This window comes from Flavobacterium sp. 28YEA47A (assembly GCF_041262125.1).
Classification (GTDB): Bacteria; Bacteroidota; Bacteroidia; order Flavobacteriales; family Flavobacteriaceae; genus Flavobacterium.
In genome coordinates, this window is sequence record NZ_JBGCCI010000003.1 from 247,832 (window position 1) to 264,783 (window position 16,952).

Sequence of the window (16,952 nt, forward strand, 5' to 3'; positions counted from 1 at the left end):
CTTTTTTTTAAGATTGTTGATTGATTAGTTGAAACATCGCTTCGTCTTTATAAACGCCATCGATCAAGTTCCATTGTTTTTTTATTCCGATTTTTTCAAAGCCAAAATTAGTAAAAAGTGCTATACTTGCTTCATTCTCGGGATTGATATTTGCAAACAGCTGTTTTAAATTCAATTGACGGAAAGAATATTGGATTAGCAGTTCCAATGCCTGCGAGCCTATGCCCTGGTTTCGGTTTCCTTCATTCCTGATAACAATCCCTATTCCCGCCCGATTGTTTCTCGGATCGTATTCAAACAGATCAATCAGCCCGATAGCCTCAAATGTATCATTTTTGCAGATGGCCAGGCGCAATTGCTTGGCTTCATAAATATCCTGATGGGCATTTTCAAGATACTGACGGATAAGAAATCTGCTATAAGGAGTTTGCGTATTGCTGAACTCCCATATCGACTCATCATTTTCAACGGCAAAAACAAACTCAAGATCTTCGGGTTCGAGAGCTCTGAGATAAATAGTTTTTCCTTTCAGGGTTATCATCTGATGTTCTTGTTAAATAGTAACGTTTCCGGCAAAGACAAAAGTGGCAGGTCCTTTCAAGAACACATCCGTATATTTTCCATCTTTAGGCACAAAAGAAACTTCCAGTTTTCCGCCCTCGACATTCAATTGGATTTTGTCTGAATTTGTCTTGCCTAAAGCGTGCATGGCAATAGCTACTGCCGTTGCACCGGTTCCGCAAGAAAGCGTTTCATCTTCAACGCCTCTTTCATAAGTGCGCAGTGAAAAAGTGTCAGCCGATTCCTGGTTTACAAAATTAACGTTGCTTCCCGCCTGTCCATACAATTCTCCATATCGGATGGCAGCGCCTTTTCCTCTTACATCAAAATGTTCCAAATCGTCTACCAGTTCAACATGGTGTGGTGAACCGGTATCTAAAAACACATAACCTTCTTTTAGTTGTACCTCATCTACATCTTTCATCTGTAAAGAGACTATTCCGTTTTCTGAAATGGCAGCATGGTGCAGACCATCAGTAGCAATGAAGATTGTTTTATCATTAATAATTCCCAGACTCTTTGCAAAAGCAACCAGACAGCGTCCGCCATTCCCGCACATAGAGCTTTCATTCCCATCTGAATTATAATAGACCATTCGGAAATCTGTCGAATTGTCATTTTCGAGCAAAATCAGCCCATCAGCACCAATTCCAAAACGCCTGTCACAAAGACTTTCCACCAGTTTGGTATTGGTTTTTGAAAATAGGCCCTCGCGATTGTCAATCATTATGAAATCGTTTCCGGTTCCTTGATATTTATAGAAGTTAAGTTGCATTTTCCGTTTGTTTATTTTAACCCTGGCAGGGTGTTGCACACCCTGCCAGAGTACGAAATTAATCAGAACAAAAGTAGGAATATTTAATGAAATGTTAATCATTGTTAACCAGTAGTTAAACTTAAAATCATGGCACAATTTTCAATATATATTTACGATTAAATAACTTAATTACAACGACTATGAAACGATTTTCCGGTTTATTCTTAGTGTCCTTATTAAGTGGCGCAACCACTTTGGGCGCTTACAAGCTGTTCTTTGAAAATGACGGCTTATTTTCTGACAATACAAAATCAATTGTGACAACTGCCCCCGCAAATTATACGAAAAACGTGGGATTGGGAGCAGAAGCAGTTGATTTTACAGCCGCCGCTGACAATGCGGTACATACGGTAGTCCACGTCAAGAATCTTTCCTACAGAACCATCAGCAATCCGATGCTTGAATATTTTTACGGCTACAAAGGCGGCCAGCAACAAGCACAAGTAGGTACCGGTTCCGGAGTGATTATTTCCGAAGATGGATATATTGTTACTAACAATCACGTAATCCAGGATGCTTCTGAATTGGAAGTAACCTTAAATAACAAAGAAACCTATAAAGCGAAACTGGTTGGAACGGATTCTAAAATGGATATTGCTTTATTGAAAATCGATACTGATAAAAAACTTCCTTATGCGGTTTTTGGAGATTCAGATAATGTAAAAGTAGGCGAATGGGTTTTAGCTGTAGGAAATCCGTATAACCTTACATCTACTGTAACAGCAGGAATCATCTCGGCTAAAGCCAGAAACCTGGATCAAAAAGGAATTCAGTCTTTTATTCAGACCGATGCTGCTGTAAACCCTGGAAATAGTGGTGGTGCATTAGTAAATACCAAAGGCCAATTGATTGGAATCAATACTATGATTTCTTCCATGACCGGTTCCTATGTAGGGTACTCTTTTGCAGTTCCATCCAATATTACCCGAAAAATCATCGAAGACATTATGGAATACGGAAATGTCCAAAGAGGAGTCTTTGGAGTGGAAGGTTATGAATTAAACAGCACTATCACAAAAGACATGAAACTTTCAACTTCACAAGGGTTCTATGTGAAGAAAGTTGACAAAAACTCAGGTGCAGCCAATGCGGGAATCCAACAAGGTGACGTCATTATAAAATTAGACAACACTAACATTTCAAGTTTTGTTGACATATCAAGTTATGTAAACACCAAACGTCCGAATGATATTGTAAAAGCAACATTTATCCGAAATGGCAAAGCAATGGAAGTTCCGGTAACGATAACTAAAAACGAATTTGTCAATGCCGAACTAAACGGGATTATCTTTGAAAACCTTGATGCATCCGATAAAAAACGCTTCCATATCGACTATGGAGTAAAAGTCAAAGACATCACAAACCAAAGTTTTATGCGTTACTATAATGCACTGAAAGGAAATATCCTCATAGCTATTAACGATGCCAAAGCTGTAGATACCGAAACAGTTGCAAACATTTTCAATGAAAAATTATCAAGCGAATCTATGGTTGAACTTACCATGATTAATAAACGAGGCGAGTTGGTTAAATTTTTTGTTGAGATAAAATAATTGAGGCGAGCCAGCACCCTCAACATCCAAGTCCGCTTGAAACTATTTAGTACAAAAGCCAGTTTTTACAACTGGCTTTTTTTATGTAAATTTTTTAATAAAATGCTTTACGAAAACGTTTGAAATCTATACTTTTGCGCCATCAAAATATGCACAACACACTAAACTACATTTTTTTACATTATGACAAAGACCGCACTATACGAAAAAGAGCTTTCTTTTCAGGCAGACAGAAGAAGAGCCGGCGTAGAATTCATTAAGATCATCAGTGATTTATGGTATGACAAATCTATCGAATTGGTTCTTTTCAAAAATCAGCTGATCAATACCAATGTAAGTGACATCATCAATCTTCACGAATATGCGGGAGAGTTTGTTGGAAAGCCGATTAATGTTTTTGATTCTGTCGAAATTGCTCGTGCTATCTTATCTTTAGACCTTCCTCCTGCAAAATTGGATATCGGAAAGCTAACTTACGAATACCACTTGGAGGATGATAAATACAATGATGCAAAAGCTTTTGTTATTGACAAATTGAAAAACGCAAAAGATTTTCCAAATAACAAACCCAAAGATGTTGTATTGTACGGTTTTGGACGTATTGGAAGATTGTTAGCCCGTGAATTGATGTCTAAAACAGGAAAAGGAACACAGTTGCGATTGAGAGCGATTGTTGTCCGTGAAAAAAATGACGCGACCAGCTTAGAGAAAAGAGCTTCTCTTTTGAGATACGATTCTATACATGGCGACTTTCAGGGTTCTGTTTCTGCAGATCCGGAAAACAATTCCCTAATCATTAACGGAACAACCGTTCACGTTATTACAGCTGGAAGCCCGGAAGAAATCGACTATACAGCTTACGGAATTTCTGATGCCTTGGTAATAGACAATACCGGAGCTTTCACAACACAAGAAGCTTTGGCAAGACACCTGACATCAAAAGGAGTTGATAAAGTTTTACTTACTGCTCCCGGCAAAGGCGTTCCAAATATCGTTCATGGTGTTAACCACAACGAATACAGCCCGGACGAAGTAAATATCTTCTCTGCAGCATCTTGTACTACAAATGCTATTACTCCTATCCTAAAAGCGGTTGAAGATACTTTGGGTGTCGTAAAAGGACATTTGGAAACTATCCACGCTTATACTAACGACCAAAACCTGGTCGATAACATGCACAAAAAATACCGTCGCGGAAGAGCTGCTGCCTTAAACATGGTTATCACTGAAACCGGTGCCGGAAGTGCTGTTGCTAAAGCATTGCCTAGCCTGGCTGGAAAACTGACTTCAAATGCTATCCGTGTTCCTGTACCAAACGGTTCACTTGTAGTATTGAATCTTGAAGTTAACAAAGAAACATCTGTTGAGGAAATCAACAACATTATGAAGCATTATGCTTTGGAAGGTGAACTTGTTGAGCAGATTAAATATTCACTTAACAACGAACTTGTATCATCAGATATCGTAGGAACTTCTGCTCCGTCAATTTATGACAGTAACGCAACCATAGTTTCTGCCGATGGTAAAAATATCGTATTATACATCTGGTATGATAACGAATATGGCTATAGCCATCAGGTAATTCGCTTAGCGAAATACATCTCTAAAGTAAGAAGGTATTCTTACTATTAGTAGTTTTTTGAATTTTAATTTTGGTAAAAAATCCGTCATAGCAATAAGGCGGATTTTTTTTATCTATCAAATTCACAAAATGAAACTTTCAAAATATTAACATTCTCATTTTGCGATTTAGTATATAGTTTCATAACTTTGATAGTACCCAAATCAAAAATGTTATGAAATCAATCCTACTCCATCTAATGATGCTGTTGCCTGTGCTTGGATTTGCCCAAGTCGGAATAGGCACAACTGATCCAACTGCGATGTTGGACGTCAACGGTAATTTCAGATTACGAAGTACCACCAGCAATACTCGTGCTACTGCCGCAAAAGATTCAATCCTAGTAGTCGATGCTCTGGGAAATGCGCAAAGGATATCCTCAAAAAGCGTTATCGAAAGCCACTTGAAAACTTTTATCAAAGGAGGATTTGCCACCGGCAGTCCGGCATTAATCAACATAAGCATTTTAGCAAATGCCTATACAACAATACCTTTCAACACAATAGAATTTGACACCAATAGCGAATACAATACAACAACAAATACCTTCACTGCAAAACAACCCGGAATCTATTCCGTATATGCTGCCATCAAAGCAAGTCCAAGTCTAGTATCAGCTGGAGATTTTGGTCTAGCCATATTCAAAAATGGAGTCATCAATGTAAGGGAAAGCTACGTGAATGTACAGCTGTTGGGTATAAACATCAATCCTCCAAACCGTTCGATACAAACCCTTATGCAATTAAATACTGGCGATACGATTACTTTCAGAGGTTATAGCGGCGGAGTTCTTACTGTAGGAATACTAAGCGGAGGTGAAGAATCCTATTTTACCATCCACCAGGTGAGATAAATAAGCATTCAGAAAAAGCTAAGCAACTCAATCAAAAATAGTTAAATTTGTGAAGCAATCATTTTTAAACTTCACAAATGCATCCAGAACATAACTACAAACTAACAGTCCGCTGGACCGGAAATAAAGGTACCGGAACTTCAAGCTACAGAGCTTACGAAAGAAGCCACGTAATTCTTATCGATAACAAAATCGAGATAAAAGGTTCGTCTGATCCCGTTTTTCACGGAGACAAAACCGTTCACAATCCAGAAGATCTTTTGTTGGCGTCACTATCTGCCTGCCATATGATGTCCTACCTTCATGTATGCGTTATGGCTGGAATAGTTGTGACTGATTATGAAGATCATGCTACAGGAAAAATGATTGTCAATGATGATGGTTCCGGGCATTTTACTGAAGTTACTTTAAATCCAATCGTGACAGTAAGCGATTCTTCCATGTTGGAAAAGGCAAATGAGCTGCACAAAAAAGCCAATCAGCTTTGCTTTATTGCCAATTCAGTCAACTTTCCTGTAAAACACATTCCTCAAAGTAAAATCTAGACACTATATGGATAGACTTCTGAAACAATGTGTCCAAACAATTACGTTCGTATTTTTTTTTATTGCGCAAGCCACTGCACAAAATGACAATTACGATTCGCTAATTGCCGAAGCCGGGTTGTTTCATCTTCAAAAAGATTATAAAAACGCGATTGCTTCTTTCGAAAAGGCTTTTAAAATAAAAACACCTGATGCTCTAAATTTATATAAAGCTGCCGGAGCCTATTCTTTAGACAATAATAAGACAAAAGCATTCGAATACCTGAATCTTGCCATAGATAATGGCTGGACGGAAGCTGATTGGCTGGCATTTGATCCTTATTTCGATTATCTGAAACAATCATTTCCAGAAGAATGGCAGAAAACAGAAAACAAGGCTTATAACAAAGAACTCGAATATCAAAAAAACTTAAAACTTCCGAAACTGCGAAAGCAAATAAACCTGATGACCTTAAACGACCAAAAACTTCGTTATAAAAGGGCACAAGCAAAAAATGCAGACGAAATAAGAGAACTGGACCAGGCAATTAATAGTTCTGATTCCAAAAACATAGAAGATTCGAAGACTATTGTTGCAAAATATGGCTGGCCTAAAATATCCGAGATAGGCAAAGATGGCCAAAACAATTTCTGGCTGGCCATACAGCATGCTGATCAGGATGTAGCTTTTCAAAGGCAGGCATTAGCAGCAATGGAAAAACTTTTTAAAACAAATGAAATCAGCTTAGAACATTATGCCTTTCTTTATGACAGGATACAATGCAACTTAAACTATAAGCAACTGTATGGAACGCAGGTAGTATGGACTCAAAACGGACAGGCGTCGGCATTTCGCCCTATCCTAAAAGAAAACACTGTAGATGAACGAAGAAAAAAAATTGGGCTGCAGCCTTTGTCTGTCTACTCCAAAACGTATGGCTTTAGCTATACAGGCAAAACTAAAAAAGAAGCACAACAGAATGACAAAGCCGATTTAGATTATACCAAAAAACTTATCGACAGTGCAAAAACTGCCTACAATAAAAAGCAATTCCAAAAAGTGTATGACTACTACAATACGGCCTCGACTGTTATGGGTGGTATGAACGAAGCCGAAAACTATGAAGCGGCTGTGCTATTTGCAACTATTTATAATACTACCGGTGAAGAACAATACCGAAGTATCTCTTTAGATTTCCTTTCCTTACTTCATCTAAGAGGGACACTACCTTTTAAAAAATTAAAACAAGACCCGACATTTGCAAAATTTCATCAGGAAAATCGATGGATTGCTATTATGAAAAAATATTAATCATTTACTATGGCAAAATCAAAACATAACGAAGAAGAACAGGTTACAGAATACATCCAAAAACTTGACCCTTCTCTTGCAGAAACTATAACATTCTTAAGAGAGGCTATACTTGCAATTGACGGTGAGATAAAGGAGCATATCAAATGGAATTCTCCGAGTTTTTATTATTCTGGAGAAATGAAACCATTTGACCCAAAAGAATACAAAAGAGATATTTTGGTAATGAACATTCATCGTGGCAATCATATTTTGCTTGTTTTCCCCACAGGAGCAAAGATTACTGATACTTCAGGCCTGTTGGAAGGGAATTATCCCGATGGCAGAAAAATTGCCAAAATAAAGGATTTGGACGAGGCGAAAAACAGACAAAAAGATTTGGAAAATGCAATCAGAAACTGGATGGATCAGATAGAAAAATAAAAAACTCCCGATAAATCGGGAGTTTTTTTATAAAAGAGAATCTTAAAATTAAGCCTTTCCTGCGGCAGCGATCAGGTTTAGTGCAGATCCTGCAACAAACCATCCAATCTGACCTGCATTATAAGTATGGTTAACCAAGATTGTTTCAGTTGTTCCATTATCGTGGAAAATCTCAATAGTAAGCGGTTTTCCTGGAGCAAATTCTTTCAAGTCAACAAAGTTGAAAGTATCATTTTCCTGAATTTTATCATAATCCGCTTCATTAGCAAAAGTAAGCGCTAACATACCTTGTTTTTTCAAGTTAGTTTCGTGGATACGTGCAAATGATTTTACCAATACAGCTCTTACTCCAAGGAAACGTGGTTCCATTGCAGCATGCTCACGGGAAGAACCTTCACCATAGTTATGGTCACCCACAACAATAGTAGGAACACCTGCCGCTTTGTATTCTCTTTGAACCGCAGGAACTGAATCGTATTTCCCATTCATTTGGTTCTTCACAGAATTTGTTTTTTGGTTGAAGGCATTCACCGCACCAATAAGCATATTGTTTGAAATATTATCTAAGTGTCCACGGAAACGCAACCATGGACCAGCCATAGAAATATGGTCTGTCGTACATTTTCCAAAAGCTTTGATTAGCAATTTAGCACCCATGATGTTTTCACCATTCCATGGTTCAAACGGAGCTAATAATTGCAATCTTTCTGATGTTGGGCTTACGATAACCTGAACTCCCGATCCATCTTCAGATGGCGCCTGGAAACCTGGATCTTCTGCATCAAAACCTTTTGGAGGCAGTTCGTTTCCTGTAGGTTCATCAAGCATTACTTCCTGACCGTCTTCGTTGATTAATTTATCTGTTATAGGGTTGAATCCTAAATCACCGGCAATAGCCAAAGCCGTTACCAATTCAGGAGAACCAACGAAAGCCAAAGTATTTGGGTTACCGTCAGCACGTTTTGAGAAGTTACGGTTGAAAGAGTGAACGATAGTGTTTCTTTCTTCTTTTTCAGCTCCTTCTCTATCCCACATTCCAATACATGGTCCGCAAGCATTAGCAAAAACAGTCGCACCGATTTTATCAAATGTATCGATAAAACCATCTCTTTCGATTGTGTAGCGCACCACTTCAGAACCCGGAGTAATGGTAAATTGTGCTTTGGTTTTTAAATTTTTATCAGCTACTTGTTTTGCCAAAGAAGCAGCACGTGAAATATCTTCGTAAGAAGAGTTCGTACAAGAACCAATCAGACCTACCTGAATTTCTAAAGGCCAGTTGTTTTTAATAGCCTCTTCTTTCATCTTAGAAATTGGCGTAGCCAAATCCGGAGTAAAAGGACCATTCAAATGTGGCTCCAATTCAGAAAGGTTGATTTCGATTACCTGATCAAAATATTGTTCCGGGTTAGCATATACTTCAGCATCACCTGTAAGATATGGCGCTACTTTATCAGCAGCTTCAGCTACATCAGGTCTTCCTGTAGAAATCAGGTAGCGACGCATAGAATCGTCATAACCAAAAGTTGAAGTTGTAGCTCCGATTTCAGCTCCCATGTTACAGATTGTACCTTTTCCAGTACAAGACATAGCAGTAGCACCTTCTCCGAAATATTCAACAATAGCTCCGGTTCCTCCTTTTACGGTAAGAATTCCAGCTACTTTTAGTATTACGTCTTTTGGAGCAGTCCATCCAGACAATTTCCCTGTCAATTTAACACCAATCAGTTTTGGAAACTTTAATTCCCAAGCCATACCGGACATTACGTCTACAGCATCAGCTCCACCAACACCAATGGCCAGCATTCCTAAACCACCTGCATTAACTGTGTGAGAATCCGTACCAATCATCATACCTCCTGGAAAAGCATAATTTTCAAGAACTACCTGGTGAATAATACCAGCTCCCGGTTTCCAGAAACCAATTCCGTATTTATCAGAAACTGAAGAAAGGAAATCAAAAACTTCATTACTTTGTGTTTTTGCTCTAGCCAAATCAGTTGCAGCATCTACTTTTGCCTGGATCAAGTGATCGCAGTGAACTGTTGTAGGAACAGCTACTTTATTTTTCCCCGCATGCATAAACTGCAACAAAGCCATCTGCGCTGTAGCATCCTGGCAAGCTACTCTATCCGGAGCAAAATCAACATAATCTTTACCTCTTGTGAAAGCCTGTGTAGGAGTTCCTTCCCAAAGGTGTGAGTATAAAATCTTTTCTGAAAGCGTTAATGGGCGACCAACCAATTGACGTGCCTTATCAACACGCTCTGCCATTGTCCCATACGCTTTTTTAATCATTTCAATATCAAAAGCCATAATCAGTAATTAGTCTATTTTATTTATATTTTAGTTTGTTTCTTTGCAATGCAAATTTACTCATTTCCCTCCATATTTGAAAGATTTTTAAAAAAAGCGGCGTTTCAAAACATTATTATTCCTAAAATCTGATTTTTAATGATTATTATTAAATTATAATTAAAAACTAATTAATTTTTTCCGTTTTTGTTAATTTAAAATCTTTTTTTTGTCAAATTCGAAATTTATACTGTCCAAAAGAGTGGCTCATGAATTAAGAATGCTTCTAAATTACGGGCTGACGGCCGAAAGAGGAAAAAATGGCTTCGCAAAATTGCTATTTTTTTGATTTTTCCCTCAAGTCCATCATCGGCTTTTCGTACCCAATATAAAGACCATAACTGAGGATTATTGTCAGCAGCAGATAAGCAAAAGTAAAGACATGTTTTTGCAACATTGGATAGTCCTCAATTGGTATAAAATACTTCATGAGTTGCAGAATTACGCTGTAATGCAACAGGTATATCGAATAGGAAATGAGGCTTATAAAGACAATAGGGTTTTTCAGCTTAGATTTCTCTGATTTCCAGCCTGATAAAAACGGCAGAAAGAACGAAATGGAGATAGAAACGATGGGAAGATAGGCAATATAGAGAAACCTATTTTGTCCTTCAGGCGTGAAACCTATTTTACCTATTCCGAAAGTTATAAAGAGGAAACATAAAATCCCCATTACCAAAAAAACTGACTTATTTTTTTTCCAAAAGTTATGACGCCGACAATAGAACCAGCTTGCCAATACACCATAAAAAATAGCATCAAGACGGTAAATCACTACTGCTTTTAAAGACGTGTTCCAAACGTCCATATTGATATTGAGTGTGTTTTTGTAACACGAAAATTTTGCCCAGAGGGAAAACACCGCCAAAAAAACCAAAAGAATCGCAAAGAATTTTGATTTATTTTTAGGCTTTATAAAAAGTCCTGCCAACACTAAGAACAGCGGCAAGACGATATAAGCCCATTCTTCTACTGAAAGGCTCCAGGATTCAGGAAAAAAAGCAGGCATGGCCTTATTAAAATTCTGAATAAAAAAGAAATATTTCCACAACGACTCTATTTTATAACCTATAATAGCCGCTATGAGTATATTAATCAGTAGAATCAGAAAATAATTTGGAAATGTCCTGAACCATCTTCTTTTTAAAAAATTCCTGGCATGTGAAAAGGAAAAGTCTTCTTTGAGGTATGATTGTAGCAGAATTCTTCCGATAAGGAAACCACTGAGAACAAAGAAAATTTCAACGCCTAAAAAACCAAACAATTTTAAAAGCTGCGCAATAAAACTATTACTTTCGGGATAAATCCAAAGACAATGCGAGCTTAACACCATGAGTATGGCTACGGCTCTCATAAGATCCAAACCGAAAATGCGTTGTGGATTGTGTAATTGTTGTTTCAGCAAGGTGTTTGTATTTCTTTCAAATATAGAAATACAAATCATGAATAGCTTCTACAGAATATAAATTTTGCAGTGCTTACATTAATTTTTGGATAATCATTTCTTCCGAAATTCCTTCAGCATCCGCTTTGTAGTTCTTGATAATCCTGTGACGAAGAATACCGGTTGCTACTGCTTTTACATCTTCAATATCCGGAGAAAACTTTCCGTTAAAGGCAGCATGAGCTTTGGCAGCCAGTATTAAGTTTTGAGAAGCTCTCGGTCCTGCTCCCCAGTCTAAATAGTTTTTCACATAATCATTTGACAGTGAATTATCCGGACGTGTTTTACTTACCAGCGTTACTGCATACTCAATAACATTGTCTGCTACAGGAATACGACGAATCAGGTGTTGAAAATCGATAATTTCCTGCGCTGTGAAAAGTGGATTTATTTTTTCTGTCTGATCTGTTGTAGTACTTTTTACAACTTGTACTTCTTCAGAAAATGACGGATAGTCTAATTTTATAGCAAACATAAAACGGTCAAGCTGTGCTTCCGGAAGCGGATAGGTTCCTTCCTGTTCAATTGGGTTTTGGGTTGCGAGTACAAAATACGGCAAAGACAATTTATAATGCTGTCCGGCTATTGTTACCGCTCTTTCCTGCATAGCTTCCAGAAGGGCTGCCTGCGTTTTAGGCGGTGTTCTGTTAATCTCATCAGCCAAAATAATATTGGAGAAAATAGGCCCTTTTATAAATTTGAACTGACGGTTTTCATCGAGAATTTCACTTCCAAGAATATCAGAAGGCATCAAATCCGGCGTAAACTGAATACGTTTGAAATCCAATCCAAGAGCCTGAGAAATCGTATTGACCATTAAAGTCTTTGCTAATCCCGGAACTCCAACCAAAAGGGCGTGTCCTCCGGAAAAAATACTTAGCAAGATTTGGTCTACCACTACTTCCTGCCCTACAATTATTTTTGAGATTTCCTTTTTTAGCTCTATTCTTTTCTGAACCAGATTCTGTATTGCAGCAACGTCTGACATTCTATAATTGTTTGGTTATTAAAAATTTCGATTTGATTTAAAGGCACAAATTACTTCTTAAGCCAGTTGTTTACAAAAGTACAATTTCTGTATTCCCCATTAATCTTGATGTATGTTTCCTTGATTTTTTCTTCTGTCCATTTGCTGATTGCCTGGATTTGCTTTTCTTTTAAAGCCAAATCTTTGATTTTTATATAATCCTGTGCATAGTCAGCGATGTGAGCATCATAACGTTTTGTAACCGTAATCAGTTTATAGGTTTTGCGCCCTAATCTGTCTTCGTCAACAATTGGCTGTGACACCTGTCCTTCACGAAGGTCAGAAACCTGCACATAAAGTGATGGATCCATTTTAGTCAAGTCAAAACGAGGATCAAGTGTTTGAGGATTGATTAACACTCCCCCATTGGCTCTAGTTTCTTTCTCATCTGAAGAATTTCTGGCCGCTTCTGCAAATGAAATTTCGCCATTAACAATTTTATTTCTGATTCCGATGATCTTGTCTTTTGCTTCTTGCATGGCTTCTTCCGATATTTTTGGAATCAACAGTATGTGTCTTAAATCAACATCCTGTCCGCGTATTTTTTCTACCAAAATAATATGCCAGCCGTATTCCGTTTCAAAAGGTTCTGAGATTTGCCCTTCTTCAAGACTAAAAGCTCTTTCCTTAAATTCCTTGACCAGATTCGTCTTTCTGTTAACACGCATGAAACCGCCGTTAGACTTTGTTCCTTCATCTTTGCTGTATAGAACGGCCTTACTGAAGAAACTTCCATTTCCGGCCATTACATCGTTTCTAAATTCGTTCAGCCTGTCGATTACTTTTTGTCTTTCTTCTTTAGTAACTACCGGATTGATCACGATTTGTGACACTTCAATTTCAGCTCCTATCTGTGGCAATTCTTCTTTTGGGAATTTCTTAAAGAATGTCCTTACTTCTTCCGGTGTAATTTCGACATTTTCAATAATTTTATTTCTCATTTCAGTAGTCAGCTTGCCCATTTTCAAGATATCGAAAAAATAGGTTCTGAACTCTTCTTCATTTGGTCTATTATAAATTTTCAGCAATTTTTCCATCGAACCTGCACGCTCTACAAAAGCATCGATTCTTTCCTGCATCATATTGTTGATTTCAGCATCGGTCACAACAATACTATCCTGAACAGCCTGATGCGCATATAATTTATCTTCCAGTAATTTACCTAGCAGCTGACATCTTGTAATGTCTTTTGTTGGGTTGCCCTGGTTTGCAATTTCAATATATGCAATATCAATATCAGAGTCTAAAATCACATAATCTCCTACAACGGCAATTACTCCGTCTATTTTCTGTTTCTGGCTCACAGGTTTCGGAACGACTTTCTTTACGGTATCGTTCTGAATGATTTCCTGTGCATTCGCAGCATTAAAAAATACTGCAAAGCCAAAAATCAGGCAGGCATTCTTAATTATAGATTTCATACTTCTCATTTTTAATGGCATCATCAGTAATGTCTTTTTCAATTTTTTTTATTAATTCTAATTTTCTTTTGTTTAAAATCACCTGTTCTAACGTCGGTTTTATATACTCATACGGACTTATTTGATTTTTGTCCAGAACATTTGTGACTTTTACAAGATAAACCTCCAAAGAGTCTTGTTTTTCTATTGTTTTTCCAGCTGAAATATACTGCGACCTGTTGTCCGGAGTAATGAAAGGCAGCTTTCTGTATACCTGATTCATTTCAACCCAAACGGAATCGTTCAACACAAAACTTTTGAACTGCATTCCATACGTGTCCCAAAATTTCTTGTCTGATTTTCTATAGTCAAAAAACTTGCTTTTTATGGTCTGAAATTTCGGATGGTCTTTTGGCAAATTGATATATCGCAATTTTACCAGAGTTCCGTCCGTCTTGAAATTTTCTTTATTCTGCTTATAATATTCTTTTAGTTCCGCTTCTGTGATTACTGTATCTACAGTAGTTTTCACCAATTCTTCTAAATAGCCTTTCGTGTAAAGATCAATTTTATATTGCCTGATCAGTTCATTATATTCTGCCTGTTTATCAGTACTCAAATTAATTTCTGCCGCATCCATCATCAATTTTTGTGATGCCCAGCGGTCGATAAAATTCCTGACAATAACAATACTGTCTTCTTTTGACGTTCCGGGTGGCACCAGATCCTTGATTTCATCCTTAAACAAATACGAATCATTTACTCTTGCAATTGCTTGCGGTTTTGCTTCCGGCTTAAAATAACTGCATGAAGCAAGAAGCGATAGCAATCCTATGACCGCATACTTCTTCATTTATGACTTGATCTGCTTTTTCACTTTCTCAAAAGCAGGCTGATGTACATCCACTTTAAATTCCTGCTTCAAATCGCCAACCCATTTTTCTTCAAGATATTGCTGGTAATCGTTCACAACTTTACCTTTAGCTTCTTCAAGCGTTTTTGGACCTTCCGGAAGGTGTTTGTTTATTTTCACAACAAAATAGTACTCACCTTCTTTTATGATTCCGGAAACTCCGTCTTTCTTTTCAAGACCTTTTGGCAAAGCATCACTGTTTTCATCAAAAATTCCGGCATTCGACATTATCTCAACTTTACCGTTCAGGTTGAATTTTTCTTTAATGAATTCAGCCGATTTTCCTTGCTTTAATAATTTTTGTGCCTGTTTTGCCATATCTTTTTTCGTTGAAGAAAGAACCAGAGCATCTAGCCTGTTCCCCCAACGGTAATTGTTTTTTCTGGCTTCATAAAAATTCTGCAATCCGATTGTATCTGTTTTTGCTTTTTCCCAGATTTCTTTTTCCATCAGATCAAAAAGCAACAAACCGTCACGGTATTCTTCCATTACGGCAGCAAAATCAGGGAATTCGTTTTCAAGATTGTTATTGTACAATTCATTGACTTTTACATCAACATATTCTTGATATTTTTTGTCTACCAATTTGCTGATTGGTCTGATTGTATTTTCACCTCTTTGTTGTGTAGCCAGATATTTAAGAAACTCTTCTCCTGAGATTGCCTTATTATCGATTGTAACCAGGTTACCTTCAAAAGGCTTCATATTTTCCGGAAGTTTCCATTCGCCAGTATAGAATTTATCATTTACGGTTTTTGTAATCGCCGCAAATAACTTGTCATTTCTTTTGACTGAGTATTTCTTTTTCAGCTTTTCAGTCAATGAATTCGTAATCAGCCTTGAACGTTCGTCTTTTCTGATTTTATTATCCAATTCCGACTGCATTTCCTGAGATGTTTTAACCGGATGTCTTTCAATTAACTTGATGATGTGCCATCCGAAATTGCTTTCTACCGGAGCTGAATAATCATTTGGTTTTTTTAATGCAAATGCAGCATCTTCAAATTCTTCAGAACTTAGCTGGCCTGAACCGAAACGGTTTAGCATTCCTCCTTTTGAAGCAGATGATTTGTCTTGAGAAAATTGTTTAGCAAGGCTTTCGAAGTTTTCGCCCTGTTGTAGTTTTTTATAAATATCCTGAATGGTAGCCTTTGCTTTTTCAGCTTCTTCAGGATTTTGGTTATTTGGCTTTAGGATCATGATATGGGCAACCGTAAGCTCTCCGCGGTTGTCTCTGATATCTTCTACTTTTATCAAATGGTAACCGAAACGGGTTCTTACAATTTTTGACACTTGTCCTTTTGGAGTTTTATAGGCAGCTGATTCAAATGGATATACCATTCTGAAAACTGAAAAATAGCCTAATTCTCCTTTATTTTCTTTTGCAGAAGGATCTTCAGAATATTTAACGGCAAGTTCCCCGAAATTTTCTCCTTTTAGAGCTTTTTCTCTAACCTCAACGGCTTTCTTATATGCTTTTAAAGTATCTTCCGGAGAAGCATTTTCATCTACCATAAACAAGATATGGGCTGCCTTGATTTCTTTTAAAGATCTTTGGTAAGCCTCTTCGATAAGTTCATGTGTAACCTTAGAATCGGTAAGATAGTTTTTTGAAAGTTGGTTTCTGTATGATTTTAACTCCGCCTGATAGGCCTGGCCATTTTGAAGTCCCAGCTTATTGGCTTTATTAATTTTCAACTTGTAACCGACAAATAAGTCAAGATATTGATTCAGATCTTTCTGGGATTCGTCTTTTACGAGATCAATATTTTTGTTATAAACCCTTGCAAATTCGTCTGTGTAATAAGGTTTATCATCAATTGTAAATAAAACTTCCTTATTGTTGTTTTGAGCGAAACTCGTAAAACTTGCGGAAAGCAGTACTCCGAAGAACAATTGTTTTAAGTTCATTATGTAAATTCTATAAGTTGGAATTAATTTAACGCCTGGATAGCAATCAACAAAAGTAACAATTCAAACGCATTAAACAAGTACGGGCCTTAGTATTAACAAAAATTTATTAACAAATTATTAGCGATATTTTCATGTATTAAGGAGTCGTATTTAATAAAAAGCATAACTCCAATTTCTTGTTATTATTATACGCTGATTATTTGTTGAATAAATAGTATTTTTGCAGTCCATTTTT

Annotated in this window: 14 protein-coding genes; 6 read left to right on the forward strand and 8 right to left on the reverse strand. The window is 37.2% G+C overall.

Translation table 11 applies throughout. From position 1 onward, the window contains the following. Positions 1-7 precede the first annotated feature (7 nt). On the reverse strand, positions 8-541 hold the full coding sequence (locus tag ABH942_RS05560; protein WP_370029990.1) for a GNAT family N-acetyltransferase: 534 nt from the start codon (positions 539-541) through the stop codon (positions 8-10). A gap of 12 nt (positions 542-553) precedes the next feature. After that, positions 554-1,336, reverse strand: a complete 783-nt coding sequence (gene dapF / locus ABH942_RS05565; RefSeq protein ID WP_370029991.1) for a diaminopimelate epimerase — start codon at positions 1,334-1,336, stop codon at positions 554-556. A gap of 182 nt (positions 1,337-1,518) precedes the next feature. Here dapF and ABH942_RS05570 point away from each other — a divergent pair, with 182 nt between their 5' ends. From ABH942_RS05570 to ABH942_RS05595, 6 genes are all read left to right on the forward strand, one after another. After that, on the forward strand, positions 1,519-2,931 hold the full coding sequence (locus ABH942_RS05570) for a S1C family serine protease (RefSeq protein WP_370029992.1): 1,413 nt from the start codon (positions 1,519-1,521) through the stop codon (positions 2,929-2,931). Positions 2,932-3,114: 183 nt separating this feature from the next. After that, positions 3,115-4,563 carry a glyceraldehyde-3-phosphate dehydrogenase gene (locus tag ABH942_RS05575; protein ID WP_370029993.1) on the forward strand — a complete coding sequence of 483 codons (1,449 nt, stop codon included), beginning with the start codon at positions 3,115-3,117 and terminating at the stop codon, positions 4,561-4,563. A 164-nt stretch (positions 4,564-4,727) separates the two neighbouring features. Then, the gene (locus tag ABH942_RS05580) at positions 4,728-5,405 is read left to right on the forward strand and encodes a hypothetical protein (protein WP_370029994.1); all 678 of its coding nucleotides are present in this window, start codon (positions 4,728-4,730) and stop codon (positions 5,403-5,405) included. A 77-nt stretch (positions 5,406-5,482) separates the two neighbouring features. Then, positions 5,483-5,950, forward strand: coding sequence for an OsmC family protein (locus ABH942_RS05585; RefSeq protein WP_370029995.1), 468 nt, complete (start codon positions 5,483-5,485; stop codon positions 5,948-5,950). Positions 5,951-5,957: 7 nt separating this feature from the next. Further along, entirely contained in the window at positions 5,958-7,241 is a 1,284-nt protein-coding gene (locus ABH942_RS05590; RefSeq protein ID WP_370029996.1) for a DUF6624 domain-containing protein, read from the forward strand. 9 nt (positions 7,242-7,250) lie between these two features. Further along, the gene (locus tag ABH942_RS05595; protein ID WP_370029997.1) at positions 7,251-7,664 is read left to right on the forward strand and encodes a DUF1801 domain-containing protein; all 414 of its coding nucleotides are present in this window, start codon (positions 7,251-7,253) and stop codon (positions 7,662-7,664) included. Positions 7,665-7,712: 48 nt separating this feature from the next. Here ABH942_RS05595 and ABH942_RS05600 read toward each other — a convergent pair whose 3' ends face one another. The 6 genes from ABH942_RS05600 to ABH942_RS05625 all read right to left on the reverse strand — a co-directional run bounded on the left by ABH942_RS05600 (position 7,713) and on the right by ABH942_RS05625 (position 16,714). Further along, entirely contained in the window at positions 7,713-9,980 is a 2,268-nt protein-coding gene (locus tag ABH942_RS05600) for an aconitate hydratase (RefSeq protein ID WP_370029998.1), read from the reverse strand. A gap of 316 nt (positions 9,981-10,296) precedes the next feature. Continuing rightward, positions 10,297-11,424: an acyltransferase family protein gene (locus ABH942_RS05605; RefSeq protein ID WP_370029999.1), complete on the reverse strand. Its 1,128-nt coding sequence runs from the start codon at positions 11,422-11,424 to the stop codon at positions 10,297-10,299. Between the two features lie 73 nt (positions 11,425-11,497). Next, positions 11,498-12,451: an AAA family ATPase gene (locus ABH942_RS05610; protein ID WP_370030000.1), complete on the reverse strand. Its 954-nt coding sequence runs from the start codon at positions 12,449-12,451 to the stop codon at positions 11,498-11,500. 50 nt (positions 12,452-12,501) lie between these two features. Continuing rightward, on the reverse strand, positions 12,502-13,932 hold the full coding sequence (locus tag ABH942_RS05615) for a peptidylprolyl isomerase (RefSeq protein WP_370030272.1): 1,431 nt from the start codon (positions 13,930-13,932) through the stop codon (positions 12,502-12,504). Beyond that, positions 13,895-14,743 carry a hypothetical protein gene (locus ABH942_RS05620; protein WP_370030001.1) on the reverse strand — a complete coding sequence of 283 codons (849 nt, stop codon included), beginning with the start codon at positions 14,741-14,743 and terminating at the stop codon, positions 13,895-13,897. The genes ABH942_RS05615 and ABH942_RS05620 overlap by 38 nt, the downstream gene beginning before the upstream one ends. Next, complete coding sequence (locus ABH942_RS05625) at positions 14,744-16,714, reverse strand: peptidylprolyl isomerase (RefSeq protein WP_370030002.1); 1,971 nt, start codon at positions 16,712-16,714, stop codon at positions 14,744-14,746. Positions 16,715-16,952: the final 238 nt, after the last annotated feature.

What these genes read in the sequence shown, in the direction of transcription:
- ABH942_RS05570 (WP_370029992.1), top strand. Translation starts at nt 1,519, where the DNA reads ATGAAACGATTTTCCGGTTTATTCTTAGTGTCCTTATTAAGTGGCGCA.
- ABH942_RS05575 (WP_370029993.1), top strand. Translation starts at nt 3,115, where the DNA reads ATGACAAAGACCGCACTATACGAAAAAGAGCTTTCTTTTCAGGCAGAC.
- ABH942_RS05615 (WP_370030272.1), bottom strand. Translation starts at nt 13,932, where the DNA reads ATGCCATTAAAAATGAGAAGTATGAAATCTATAATTAAGAATGCCTGC.
- ABH942_RS05560 (WP_370029990.1), bottom strand. Translation starts at nt 541, where the DNA reads ATGATAACCCTGAAAGGAAAAACTATTTATCTCAGAGCTCTCGAACCC.
- ABH942_RS05625 (WP_370030002.1), bottom strand. Translation starts at nt 16,714, where the DNA reads ATGAACTTAAAACAATTGTTCTTCGGAGTACTGCTTTCCGCAAGTTTT.
- ABH942_RS05610 (WP_370030000.1), bottom strand. Translation starts at nt 12,451, where the DNA reads ATGTCAGACGTTGCTGCAATACAGAATCTGGTTCAGAAAAGAATAGAG.
- ABH942_RS05620 (WP_370030001.1), bottom strand. Translation starts at nt 14,743, where the DNA reads ATGAAGAAGTATGCGGTCATAGGATTGCTATCGCTTCTTGCTTCATGC.
- ABH942_RS05585 (WP_370029995.1), top strand. Translation starts at nt 5,483, where the DNA reads ATGCATCCAGAACATAACTACAAACTAACAGTCCGCTGGACCGGAAAT.
- ABH942_RS05580 (WP_370029994.1), top strand. Translation starts at nt 4,728, where the DNA reads ATGAAATCAATCCTACTCCATCTAATGATGCTGTTGCCTGTGCTTGGA.
- dapF (WP_370029991.1), bottom strand. Translation starts at nt 1,336, where the DNA reads ATGCAACTTAACTTCTATAAATATCAAGGAACCGGAAACGATTTCATA.
- ABH942_RS05590 (WP_370029996.1), top strand. Translation starts at nt 5,958, where the DNA reads ATGGATAGACTTCTGAAACAATGTGTCCAAACAATTACGTTCGTATTT.
- ABH942_RS05600 (WP_370029998.1), bottom strand. Translation starts at nt 9,980, where the DNA reads ATGGCTTTTGATATTGAAATGATTAAAAAAGCGTATGGGACAATGGCA.
- ABH942_RS05595 (WP_370029997.1), top strand. Translation starts at nt 7,251, where the DNA reads ATGGCAAAATCAAAACATAACGAAGAAGAACAGGTTACAGAATACATC.